10 protein-coding genes are annotated in these 11,558 nt (G+C 43.1%); 4 read left to right on the forward strand and 6 right to left on the reverse strand.

Features of this window, described 5'->3' with window-relative positions:
* Positions 1–126: 126 nt before the first annotated feature.
* Positions 127–1,491 carry a ribosome biogenesis GTPase Der gene (gene der, locus PY364_RS16780; RefSeq protein WP_275524199.1) on the reverse strand — a complete coding sequence of 455 codons (1,365 nt, stop codon included), beginning with the start codon at positions 1,489–1,491 and terminating at the stop codon, positions 127–129.
* Positions 1,492–1,593: 102 nt separating this feature from the next.
* Here der and PY364_RS16785 point away from each other — a divergent pair, with 102 nt between their 5' ends.
* Positions 1,594–2,802 (forward strand): NupC/NupG family nucleoside CNT transporter, encoded by a 1,209-nt coding sequence (locus PY364_RS16785; RefSeq protein WP_275524201.1) that lies wholly within the window; start codon positions 1,594–1,596, stop codon positions 2,800–2,802.
* Positions 2,803–3,159: 357 nt separating this feature from the next.
* Here PY364_RS16785 and PY364_RS16790 read toward each other — a convergent pair whose 3' ends face one another.
* Together PY364_RS16790 and PY364_RS16795 are read right to left on the reverse strand one after the other, a co-directional pair.
* Positions 3,160–3,396 (reverse strand): hypothetical protein, encoded by a 237-nt coding sequence (locus PY364_RS16790; RefSeq protein WP_275524203.1) that lies wholly within the window; start codon positions 3,394–3,396, stop codon positions 3,160–3,162.
* 57 nt (positions 3,397–3,453) lie between these two features.
* Positions 3,454–3,669, reverse strand: coding sequence for a chlorophyll a/b-binding protein (locus PY364_RS16795; RefSeq protein WP_007358534.1), 216 nt, complete (start codon positions 3,667–3,669; stop codon positions 3,454–3,456).
* A gap of 316 nt (positions 3,670–3,985) precedes the next feature.
* On the opposite strand from PY364_RS16795, the gene PY364_RS16800 reads away from it, so the two are divergent.
* Positions 3,986–5,857: an ArsA family ATPase gene (locus tag PY364_RS16800; RefSeq protein WP_275524205.1), complete on the forward strand. Its 1,872-nt coding sequence runs from the start codon at positions 3,986–3,988 to the stop codon at positions 5,855–5,857.
* Positions 5,858–6,041: 184 nt separating this feature from the next.
* Here the strand turns inward: PY364_RS16800 and PY364_RS16805 are convergent, their stop codons facing one another.
* The 3 genes from PY364_RS16805 to PY364_RS16815 all read right to left on the reverse strand — a co-directional run bounded on the left by PY364_RS16805 (position 6,042) and on the right by PY364_RS16815 (position 7,505).
* Positions 6,042–6,512, reverse strand: coding sequence for a phycobilisome protein (locus PY364_RS16805; protein ID WP_275524207.1), 471 nt, complete (start codon positions 6,510–6,512; stop codon positions 6,042–6,044).
* Positions 6,513–6,624: 112 nt separating this feature from the next.
* The gene (locus PY364_RS16810) at positions 6,625–7,107 is read right to left on the reverse strand and encodes a 2Fe-2S iron-sulfur cluster-binding protein (protein WP_275524208.1); all 483 of its coding nucleotides are present in this window, start codon (positions 7,105–7,107) and stop codon (positions 6,625–6,627) included.
* Between the two features lie 89 nt (positions 7,108–7,196).
* A complete protein-coding gene (locus PY364_RS16815; protein ID WP_275524209.1) occupies positions 7,197–7,505 on the reverse strand; it encodes a hypothetical protein in 309 nt (102 codons plus the stop codon).
* Positions 7,506–7,606: 101 nt separating this feature from the next.
* Here PY364_RS16815 and PY364_RS16820 point away from each other — a divergent pair, with 101 nt between their 5' ends.
* Positions 7,607–9,469: a serine/threonine-protein kinase gene (locus tag PY364_RS16820; protein ID WP_275524210.1), complete on the forward strand. Its 1,863-nt coding sequence runs from the start codon at positions 7,607–7,609 to the stop codon at positions 9,467–9,469.
* Positions 9,466–11,328 (forward strand): hypothetical protein, encoded by a 1,863-nt coding sequence (locus PY364_RS16825; protein ID WP_275524211.1) that lies wholly within the window; start codon positions 9,466–9,468, stop codon positions 11,326–11,328. Before PY364_RS16820 ends, PY364_RS16825 begins: the two co-directional genes overlap by 4 nt.
* The last annotated feature ends 230 nt before the right edge of the window (positions 11,329–11,558 follow it).

Consider the following 11,558-nt stretch of genomic DNA (forward strand, 5'->3'; position numbering starts at 1 on the left):
CGGTATCTTGAGCTTTTACCGCCAAGATGGCGGCGTTACGTTATTTAACTTTGTATCTTTACCGCCAAGATGGCGGCGTTACGTTATTTAACTTTGTATCTTTACCGCCAAGATGGCGGCGTTACGTTATTTAACGCGAATAGCTCTATTTGTCCGACTTTTTTCTAAATCGCGCGGTTTTTTACCTCGCCAAACTAACCGCATTGGTGTCCCAATAAAACCTAATTGTTTGCGAAATTGGGTTTCGATGTAGCGGCGGTAATTCTCGTTAAACCGCAGGGGATCGTTGACAAATAAAGCGATCGTGGGCGGCTGCGCTCTAACTTGCGTACCATAATAAATCTTACCCTGCCGTCCTTGGCGGGTAACGGGAGGAGAGTGCCAGCTTGTTGCTTCTTCTATCACTTCATTAATTACCGCAGTGGTAACGCGGCGCTGGTGTGCTGTGGCGGCGGTGTCAACTAATTCTAAGATTTTTTCAACTCTTTGACCTGTGGTAGCGCTGACGAATATCATTTCTGCCCAATCGACAAAATAAAGGCGAGTTTTTACTTCCTTTTCGTAATCGTAAATCGTGGTAGAATCTTTTTCAATCGCATCCCATTTGTTGACGACAATTACGCAGGCTCGACCTTCTTCACTAATCCGGTCTGCAAGTTTTTGGTCTTGGTCGGTAACGCCATCAACGGCATCAATTACTAATAATACAACGTCGGCGCGACGGATGGCTTTAAAGGCGCGGTTAATACCGAAAAATTCGGGGCCATATTCGACGTTTTTCTTTTTGCGAATCCCGGCTGTATCTATTAGGCGGTAAGTTTTACCGTTGCGTTCCACTACGGTATCAATTGCATCGCGAGTAGTACCGGAAATCGGGCTAACTATGGCGCGAGTTTCCCCAAGAAAGGCATTTAATAAACTAGATTTCCCAACATTGGGACGACCAACAATGGCAACTTTTGTTTCGTCAATTTCTGGCAATTCTCCTATTGCTGGTAAGTGGCTAATTAATTCATCGAGTAATTCGCCAGTACCGTTACCATGAATGCCAGAAATGGGGAAGGGTTCGCCTAAGCCTAATTCCCAAAATTGGGCAGCTTGAGTGAGGCCTTCTGTTTCGGATTCGCATTTATTAACTGCTAGAAGGACGGGAACTCGTTGTTGACGCAGCCATTCTGCGATCGCTTCGTCGCCCCCAGTCAGTCCGATTTGTCCGTCTACAACGAAAATAGCGGCGCTGGCTTCAGCGAGGGCGGCCATTGCTTGTTCGCGGATGAGGGGTAAAAATTCGGTGTTATCGTCAAAAACTAGGCCACCGGTGTCTACGACTTGAAATTCGCGATCGCCCCAGTAAGCATTTTTGTAAGTGCGATCGCGCGTCATCCCCGGTTGGTCGTGGACAATCGAATCTTGACTCTCAGCGAAACGGTTAACAATTGTGGATTTACCGACATTTGGCCGTCCAATAATAGCAACTATAGGTAGAGGCATAATCTGGTGCTTGCAGCTTTAGGAGTTTTATGATTTCTCTCCATTGTAACCAACAAGCGCTTAAAATCTAACAATCTTAATTTTAAATTCTAAAATTGCTTAATGGAAAGACTAATTTCCGTCTTGGGGCTGGCTGTTTTCGTGGGTTTGTCCTACGCCTTTTCTGTAAATCGGCGTGCTGTACGCTGGGCACCTGTTTTGTGGGGGATTGCTTTACAGTTAATTTTAGCAGTGTTGATTATTAGAACTCAGCCTGGTTTTATACTATTTCAGTTTCTCGGCGATGTGATGCAACAGTTACTAAACTTTTCGGATGCTGGGGCTAAGTTTGTTTTCGGAGAAAAGTTTCAAGAGCAATTTGTCGCTTTTAAGATTTTACCAACTATCATCTTTTTCTCTTCTTTTGTTAGCGTTTTGTATCATTATAATATTTTGCAGCAGTTGGTACGGGGGATGGCATGGGTGATGTTAAAAACCATGAAAATATCAGGGACGGAGTCACTTTCTTGTGCTGGAAATGTGTTTTTAGGCCCAACGGAATCGGCGTTATTAATTAAGCCTTATGTGGGAAAAATGACAGTTTCTGAGTTACATTCAGTGATGACTGTTGGTTTTGGCACGATTGCCGGAGGTGTGATGGGGGCATATCTTTCCTTTGGAGTTCCTGCGAGTCATTTGTTAGCAGCTTCGGTGATGTCTGCGCCAGCTTCGATGGCAATTTCTAAGTTGTTTTACCCGGAAATGGAGGAACCTCTAACGGCTGGAACAATGGATGTGGAAATGAAAACTAATTATACTAATGCGATCGAGGCGGCGGCAGATGGAGCTTTTCAGGGGGGAAAGTTGGCGTTTAGTGTGGGGGTGATGCTGATTGCTTTTTTAGGGTTATTGGCAACTGCAAATGGGCTGCTGCATTGGCTGGGAACGATCGTAGGTTTGCCGTTATTATCTTTAGAATGGTTGCTGTCTTTTGTAATGTTTCCGGTGGCTTGGTTGATGGGTGTACCTTGGGCTGATTGTGGGCAAGTGGGGATTTTGTTGGGGAAGAAAACGATTTTAAATGATTTTATTGCTTATCTGGATTTGAAGCAGTTGATGGATAGTAAGACGATTTCAGAAAGGGCGATTGTAATTGCTACGTATGCGATTTGTGGGTTTGCTAATATCGGTTCGATTGGAATTACGATTGGGGGAATTGGGGGGTTGGCACCGGAAAGGCAGAAGGATTTAGCGAGGTGGGGTGTGAGGGCGATGATTGCGGGGGCGATCGCTAATTTTATGACGGCTTGTATTGCGGGGATGTTGTTATGACTAGCATAAACATTCCGTAACGCCGCCATCCTGGCGGTATCTTTATCGCCTAGACGGCAAGGTTACGTAATACCAATTCGGAAAGTATTAAGTAAATCCACCTAATTAAACATAAGATCGGGATGGCTTCCAAGCTGACTGTATAAACATTCTTCCTTCTCTCCGAGATAAGTAAATTTTTCTTTCTTCTTCTTCCTTCTTCCTTCTTCCTTCTTCCTTCTTCCTTCTTCCTTCTACTTATCATCAAGGATACCGTCGGGACGGCGGCGTTACGTAAGGACATGATAAATAAAAAACAAGCCCTCGACATAAGTCGAAGGCGATGGAAACAAGTAAATTCATTCTATAATGTTGTCCTTAGAAGGAGCGGAAAATGGAAGCCCAAACCACGCCTGTGACAACGGTTGCGATTAAGCTGTAAGTAAAGAATCGACCTGTTTCTGCATTAAATCCCAAGGCTTTGTCTTCCCGGCTGGCGGTGAAGAATAGCGACCAAGCTTGATTGGCGTTAATTGCCTTAAAGCTGTTGAAATCGGGTCGGAAAACAACGGGGCCAAATAAATCGCGATCGCCATAGTCAAAATCAGTTTTCATTTCTCATTCTCCTAATATTTTTCAACAATTGATTGATTTACAGTCGTTACAAACTTTTTAGCCTAAAACATCCTTCAGAAAACCCAGAAAGCCGTGTCCGGTCAAAACTTCGATCGCCAGCAGGGAGACAAAGCCGATCATCGCAAACCGTCCGTTCATCTTCTCGGCGTAAGGGGTAAAACCAGTGCTAACGCTCTCATCTACATACATCTTGGGCTCGATCGCGAAGTTGTTGAGAAGTCCTTGGTCGTCGATGTAGTTACGTGCGTTCATGTTCTTTTCCTTTGTCGTTCGTGTCTTTATGTAAACCAATGTAACGGATTGTTAAGTTATATTGCTGTGACTTGACTCAGCAAGGTCGGTGATGTTAATCACAGCAAGGGTGTAGTGTCCAAAGTATAAAAGCCATAACCCTTCCTAGAGAAAGCTTTCAAGCATTTTAGGATTTATGCAAAACAGTTTGTAACGCCGCCCTCTGGGCGGTAAAGATACCGCCCAGAGGGCGGCGTTACGTGGGAAGTGCGTAATTCCGATACTTAAAGGTAAAATATTCGGTACAATGTGAAGTTTGGCTAAACCATCCAAAAATATGAACCAGTACGACTCGCTCCACCTAGCAATGTTCAGCGGTAAGGGCGGAGTAGGGAAAACAACCCTTTCCTGCGGGTTTGCGCGTCGCTGGGCCAAGCTATTTCCCCACGAAAACATTCTATTAATATCCACAGATCCCGCCCATTCCTTGGGGGATGTGTTGCAGATGGAAGTTGAAGACGCATCCAAAGCGATCGCAGATTTGCCTAACTTAAGCGTGCGAGCCCTCGATTCCCAGAAAATATTGCAGGAATTTAAAGCCAAATACGGCGAAGTTTTAGAACTATTAGTAGAGCGCGGAAGCTTTGTAGAAGGAGGAGACTTAACCCCCGTTTGGGACTTGAGTTGGCCCGGTTTAGACGAACTTATGGGGTTTCTAGAAATTCAAAAGTTGCTAACAGAAAAAGCCGCCGATCGTGTAGTAGTAGATATGGCTCCCTCCGGCCACACTGTAAATCTCTTCGGCCTCAAAGATTTTCTGGATGTGATGTTAGCTTCCCTCGAATTATTTCAACAGAAACATCGCGTAATTAGTGAAACTTTAGCAGGGCGTTATACCACTGATGAAGCGGATCGCTTTTTAACAGATATGAAATCGGAACTAGCAGAAGGTAGAAACTTACTTCAGGATGCCGATTTCAGTGCTTGTAATGTAGTCGCGATCGCAGAACCCATGAGCCTCCTAGAAACCCAACGCTTTCTAGATAGTTTGCACAAACTAGAAATTCCCTGCGGCGGCTTATTTGTCAACCATATTATCACAAATACTGAGACAAATGGCGATCGCTACAGCGAACAACAGCAATTATTACAAAAATTCCTACAACTCCCCGGCAATCATCATATTTTTACCGTCCCGCAACAAAACTCAGAACCCCTTGGTGCAGCAGCATTAGACCATCTGATCGCCCAAATAGAAAAAATTGAAACAGTAGAATTAGCACCTGTACCAATTATCGAATGGCCGACAAAAATACCTCCCAGTTTAAGCGATTTTATCGCCGAAGAGCGGCAATTAATCCTAGTAGGTGGTAAAGGCGGAGTTGGTAAAACAACAGTTGCCGCCGCGATGGGATGGGCGATGGCAAATCGCTATCCAGACAAAAAAATTCGGATGATTTCTATCGATCCCGCCCATTCTTTGGGAGATGCTTTTGGGCAACAATTGACACACGAACCACAACAGCTAAGCGATAATTTGAGCGCCCAAGAAATTGATGCTGAAATCGTACTAGACCAATTTCGCGAAGATTATCTGTGGGAATTAGCAGAAATGATTAGCGGCGAAAGTAGCGAAGCAGATGCCGTAAAAATGGCTTACAGTCCTGAAGCTTGGCGGCAAATTGTGGCTCAAGCATTGCCAGGAATTGATGAGATGTTATCTCTTGTAGCGGTGATGAATTTATTAGATAGTAAGCAGGAAGATTTAATTATTTTAGATACTGCACCGACTGGTCATTTGCTCCGTTTTTTAGAAATGCCAACAGCTTTGGGAGACTGGCTAGCTTGGATTTTTAAACTGTGGATGAAATATCAAAATGTTTTGGGAAGAGTAGATTTAATGGGAAGATTGCGGAAATTGCGGCAGCAAGTAGTACAATCGCAAAAGAAGTTAAAAGATCCCTCTCATACTGAATTTATCGGAGTTTTTCAGGCTCAAGCTGCGATTGTTGCTGAGCAAGTTAGATTAGCAGAATCTCTTAAAAGTATGGGCGTACAGCAGCGCTATGCGGTGCATAATTGTTATCAGCCTGGAGTAGATATTGATGCCGATTTATTGGCCGAGCAAACTATTATTCGCTTGCCAATGTTGCCCCGTTCTGTAACACCTATAGCACGGATTGAAGCAGCAGCAAATCTGATATTTTGATCGGTGGTATGAGATATAACCACGCTTTCTGACGTGCTTAGTCTAAACTCCAATTGCTATGCAAGAATTATAACTTATTTAGCTCGTGTTTTTTGTTTAAGTCCCGTTAAGAAAAATCGCGTAGGCGTAGCCAGCCTTAAGTATTGCTAATTGGTAACAGTTAACTTCTAAGTGTTAACAAAATTTATTTGCTGAAGGTAGTTCGGCTCATTTCCAGAATCGGAATAAACAAACTTGCTTCTTCGGCCGTAAGATACTGTTTGATCGCATCTTGCATGATTTGAAAAGTCACCTCAGAGCTCTTTTTAGCTTGAAAAGAACCCAAAATAGTTTGGAACCAGAGTAAAAGACGGTCGCGTAGACGATTGCGATCGTCAATCAACAATGCTGCGGCAGAATGTCGCAGCACTCGTACCGTATCTAACCGCCATTTTGAAGTAGCATCTTGAGAACCCCGAAGCAATAAATTAGGGCTCGTAGACAAAATTTTTGTTTCAACATCGCGAATAATTTCTTTTTCAGCAGCTTGAATTTTCTTATAAGCACTCAAGCGCAAGTTCAACGACTGAAAGTAGTCTTTCAAAAACTGAAGTTCTGATTGGACAGCATAGCGTCCGTCAGCTTCCACACTTAAGTTAGCTAATTGACTTAACATAAACCTAGAATTGTTAATGAAAGATTATTGAAGCCTATTCCCAGAAAGATCGCAAGCAGGGACAGATTTTGTCCCAACTTATCTGCTAAACCAACCCTACAAAATTAAAAATCTATGCTCCCCTAGTACGAGCAAGATAATCTCCTACCTGCAAGCGTGTTTCATTGAGTTGATTAATAATAGAACGAGTAATCAACTTTCCTTCTTCCACAACAACTTGACCAGTAATAGGGTGTAGTAAATTTTGTTCAGCGCGGCGACCGATTAAAGCTTCCACATTGTCAATAGCGTTGATGTACATACCTGTCGGCAATTCCACCACCACTCCGTTACCCAAAATCTGAGCCTGACAAGCAAGGCGAGAAGTAGTTTTAGCTGTAGTAATAACCTCTAACGTTCTCTGTTCCCGGCGACTCATGCCCGACAAAGCATCCATGCCATCCTTAATATAAACGTGGCAAGTAGCACACATCCCCCTACCACCGCATTCCTTAAGAACATTAAGTTCTTTCGACAACAAGGCCGACAAAATATTTGAATTAGTCAGGACTGCCATTTCCTCAGCAATTGGCTCTAGCTTAATAATTTTGACCATTTTTAATTCCCGATCCTGTCAGACTAATTACTCAGTAAACTTGATTTCGATTTCCCCTGAACAATAACCTTACCTGTTCCCAAAAAAAGTTAAGATAGAAGAACAGAATAACCTTCAGGCTCTTTCACCCAGATGACATAGCCTTTGGGAGTTTTTGTAATTACGGTCTTGTCACCGCTATTTCCGAGCTTGGCCGCGATCTCGATCGCTTTTTCTGCCTCTTTCACAGCCTTCAAAAAGCTGTAAAATTCGCCATCGACGCAAAGTGCCGCTACAGGGTGTTCTAAATCCGGCACGGTAATATGGCAATGTCGATACTGACTACGAGATTCTATGATTTTGGTAGTGGCCATATTCCCAGGGTGAAAGGCAGTTTCATACTCAACCTGATATAACATAAGTTGTACGGTGTGATTAATTCAACAATCTTAAGTTTTGTCAGAATTTTTCACATAGCATATTTCAATACTATCTTAAAGGCTTTCCTGAAATTGGAGCCATGCAAAATTCCAAGTACCGAATTTTAGGGCTAGTAGGACAAGGCCAGTTTGGTCGAGTTTTTTGTGCTAGCCTTCGCGAATCTGGAGGCAAAAATTCGCGCCCAGTTGGTCAACTGGTTGCTCTCAAGGAACTGAGTCACACCTCAGCACCTACAAGTGAATTTTTGCGAGAACTCTGGTTCCTGATTACCTTACAGCATCCCAATATCGTCGCTTGTATCGCCTTAGAACATACGGCAACAGGGCGGTATCTCGTTATGGACTATTGCGAAGGGGGAACGCTCCGCAGCCTTCTCAAGCAGGATAGCCCCCTGAGATTGCTTGAAGGCTTACAGTTAGTAATAGGTGTGCTGGCTGGTTTAGACTACGCCCACCGCCGAGGTGTGGTTCACTGCGACATCAAGCCAGAAAATATTCTGCTAAGTTTGGGGCCAAAAGGTTGGCTGCCTAGGTTATCTGATTTTGGCATTGCCCGCCGCTTACCAGAGATTGGTACTACTCGCCTACATCAAGAGATTTCGCCAGACGCTACGGTTGGCTCTCCTGCTTACATGGCTCCAGAGAGGTTTTACGGCCTTTATTCGCCGATGTCTGACATTTATGCAGTGGGAATTCTACTATTTGAATTGCTGATGGGCTACCGCCCTTTTAGCGGAACGCCAGGGGATTTGATGTGGGCACATTTAAATCAGCGTTTGCAATTGCCAGAAGTTATACCGGAGCCGTTGCAGGAAGTGCTTAAAAAAGCTTTGGAGAAATTGCCGGCCCGCCGCTTTGCTAGTGCTTCTCACATGGCTCAGGCTTTGCGATTGGCAATGTACGATCGCGCTGTCAGACAATTGGGCGATCACGCCATTCCTTGGGAAGGGGGGATCGAAAATGACGAAGAAGAAGACAGACCTAGAATTATCAATTTTCACTTGCCAATTACTGCTTCCCAATTGTCAGTTCCTGCTCCTGTGACTATCTTAGTTGCTAATGAAGCATATCTCTATGGTGCGGCGGGTTCCCAGGTAATAATTTTGCCTCAGCCGCATCAAAGCCTAGTTGCAGGAAAAGTTAAAACCTCCGTATCTTTTCCAGAATCGGTGCTTGGCATTCTTCCAGCTCTCGGCGGTAGCTGTATTCTTACTCAAGAGCGATTATACTGGCTAGGAGATCGCGCCTCCCAGCCTGAGTGTATCCTAGATATCGGCGATATCGGCTTAGAAACAATACCTACACTTTATAAAGCTGCTGTTGATTTTCACAGCCGCTGTTTAGCAGTAGCTATTTCCGGCGAGTTGCGTTTTTATTCCCTAGCCATAGAAAGCGGCTCGATAACTTTAACCCTAAAACGAACTATTGCGCTAACAGAGCCAAACTTACCAGAATTAATGTTTTTAGATCGCCGACATTTACTGGCAACTTGGCCTGACACTGAGCAAAAACAGCCTCAAACTACTTTCAAAGTTTATAGTCGTCGAGGTACAACTGTTGGTTCTGTGCGGTTATTAACGAGTATTGGGCAAGCGATCGCGCAAGGAAATCAGTTATTGTCTACCGCTGAGCCTTATACTTTATTGGGAATGCCTCTAGGTTCTAAATCAGCTATTTTGCTAATTAAGTTGTTACCTCTGAAAGTGGCTCGAATTCCTTTAGAAAGTTTACCAACTTGTGCTTGTGCTACCAGTTGGGGATATTTTGTGGCAGATGCTCAGGGGCAGATATTGGTTTGCGATCGCAAAGGGAGTCAAATAGGTAATTTTAGTAGTCCTGTAGTACCGAAGGCAATCGCGCCTTGGGGAAAGACTGGTTTGGCTATTACTGCTGATAGTGGGTGCATCCACTTTTTAGATGTAAATTTCGAGACAGATCCATGATCGAACCTCAACCACCGATCGTTGCTTTGCCACTTGACAAAATTTCCGAGTCTGCTGAAACAATTACAGCTTCAGGTTCGGCTGTGTCTGACTTTGAAACTATCAGCAAAACTATCGTCAAGCTGACAGATTGGGTAGTATTTGAATCGAACTCGAATAGTGGTGTTGATTTAGAGGGACAAGACCTTTCAACTGTACCTAATTTCCATGTAATTTCCGAGGTTTCACCTATTATATTTGATGCTTGGGAAAGTCTTATAAAGATAGTGGCACACTTACTTTCAACTGCTAGTGGATGGCCATCAAACTTACCACGAACTCCAGATAATATAGTTGCTTACGTTACGGAGGAAGCCTGCGAAGTCATTGATGCTATTAAGCGCGAAATTCTGAGTAAAAATTTAGACTTAAGAAGTCAGACAAAGTTAAACGATCCTGTTTCTCGCTACATTTTAATTAAAGATTTGATTCCGAGACTACTTTGGTATATTGCCAGAAGTTCTGATGATATGATTCGACTACTAACGGGTGTCGAAGCGAGAGTTTCCCAATCAGATCAAGGCTGGAGTAGCGGAATATTAAGGTTGGCGGCAATTTTAACATTAGATAATACTGTTGCACCTTGGAGTATTGATTTGGTTACAAATCAACCACTGCTATCTTGTCTCAATTCAGATACTATAATTCAATGGAATGATTGTTATTATTCTCACTATCCTATCAGCAGCGAACAGTTACTCCAACAGCTTTTGAAAAGAATTCAAGAAGTTAACCCAGAAATCATATTTTTTACAGATACAACTAAGATTGACTTTCTTAAACCTGGAGAAAATTGGCAGTGTGGCAATATCCAGTTAAGTTTAGCGTTTGAATTTATTGTCGATCCTGAAATAAAAACAATTACTCAGATATCAAAACAGACAGAAATTATAAATAATGCCAATATTAATGTTTTAGAACTTGATAGTGATCTTGATGTTGATTTATTTTTAGATAACTATTTCACACATTTGTCTGCTGGTGAAATTCAATTCAAAATAACAGATCCAGAAAGCATTGCAATTTACTATGTGACTATAATGCAGCAACAATTATCGGGTTTGTTATGTGAGTTGCCGATTATTGAGATGTCAAATATTCAAGATAGAGAATCTGCTGATATGGAAGTATTAATTCTTGATTTTCTAGATGAAAGTTTAGATAATGATTTAGCTAGATTAGAGAAGGAAAATGAGAGTGATAATTTAGTCGATCGAACCCCTGATTTACAAACTGAAAGCCTTATTATCAGTGTAGTAACTTCTGCGTGTGAAGTTGCAAAGCGTTTTGAACAAGGTGCCGAGTTATCTGCTATCAATGCGCGATCGCCTCAGATGTTGATAACTGACTTGACTCTTAAGCTGTTGTGGGACATCATCCACAGTTCTTACGAGGTTATGCAGATCGTTGGCGGTGTGAGAGCTCAGGTGCTCCAACCCGAAGGAGATTGGCAAACCGGAACGCTTTGCTTGGTCGCAATTCTACAAGTTGATGCTGGTCATAGTCGATGCAATATAGATGTGGCCACTGGTCAATCTCGAAATTCCAATACAAAACTGCTAGTGTCGAAGGCGATCGCTACATCCCAGGACAGCGATTTATGTAAAGAACCTGTTGAGCTAGGTAACTTGGCAAAGCGCATTATCCGTAAGTTGCGAGAAAGTTCGCCAGAAATCGCGCTTTGGATGGATGGGATGGCGGTTGAGTTGCGATCGGCGATCGCCACCTCAGCAGATTCATCTGAAACAAACTGGCAATCTGGAGCCATCAAGCTCAGCATTGGCTTTGAGTTACTTGGGGAAAATTCATTTCATATATAGATCGCAATTTACTCTGGATCGCCTGAAGGCACTTATCGCCGGATTGAGTTAACCCTGAAATACCTCACTAAGCAAGATTGAACTACTAGAGCAATCATGCTTCAGTCTGGTTAAAGGGTAAAAAAGCAGAAATGCAGAGATTGCTTAGTTCAAATCCCAGTCAGCTCAGCAGGCAGAACCCTTACAGGGCAAGCTTCAAAAAAAAGTCAAAAAAACTTTGCCAAAACGCT

Source organism: Kamptonema sp. UHCC 0994 (assembly GCF_029167235.1).
In the GTDB taxonomy this organism is placed as follows: domain Bacteria; phylum Cyanobacteriota; class Cyanobacteriia; order Cyanobacteriales; family Microcoleaceae; genus Kamptonema.

Excerpts from the sequence above, each read along its gene's own strand:
- PY364_RS16820 (WP_275524210.1), top strand. The coding sequence starts at position 7,607 with ATGCAAAATTCCAAGTACCGAATTTTAGGGCTAGTAGGACAAGGCCAG.
- PY364_RS16825 (WP_275524211.1), top strand. The coding sequence starts at position 9,466 with ATGATCGAACCTCAACCACCGATCGTTGCTTTGCCACTTGACAAAATT.
- PY364_RS16805 (WP_275524207.1), bottom strand. The coding sequence starts at position 6,512 with ATGTTAAGTCAATTAGCTAACTTAAGTGTGGAAGCTGACGGACGCTAT.
- PY364_RS16810 (WP_275524208.1), bottom strand. The coding sequence starts at position 7,107 with ATGGTCAAAATTATTAAGCTAGAGCCAATTGCTGAGGAAATGGCAGTC.
- PY364_RS16800 (WP_275524205.1), top strand. The coding sequence starts at position 3,986 with ATGAACCAGTACGACTCGCTCCACCTAGCAATGTTCAGCGGTAAGGGC.
- PY364_RS16785 (WP_275524201.1), top strand. The coding sequence starts at position 1,594 with ATGGAAAGACTAATTTCCGTCTTGGGGCTGGCTGTTTTCGTGGGTTTG.
- PY364_RS16790 (WP_275524203.1), bottom strand. The coding sequence starts at position 3,396 with ATGAAAACTGATTTTGACTATGGCGATCGCGATTTATTTGGCCCCGTT.
- PY364_RS16815 (WP_275524209.1), bottom strand. The coding sequence starts at position 7,505 with ATGTTATATCAGGTTGAGTATGAAACTGCCTTTCACCCTGGGAATATG.
- der (WP_275524199.1), bottom strand. The coding sequence starts at position 1,491 with ATGCCTCTACCTATAGTTGCTATTATTGGACGGCCAAATGTCGGTAAA.
- PY364_RS16795 (WP_007358534.1), bottom strand. The coding sequence starts at position 3,669 with ATGAACGCACGTAACTACATCGACGACCAAGGACTTCTCAACAACTTC.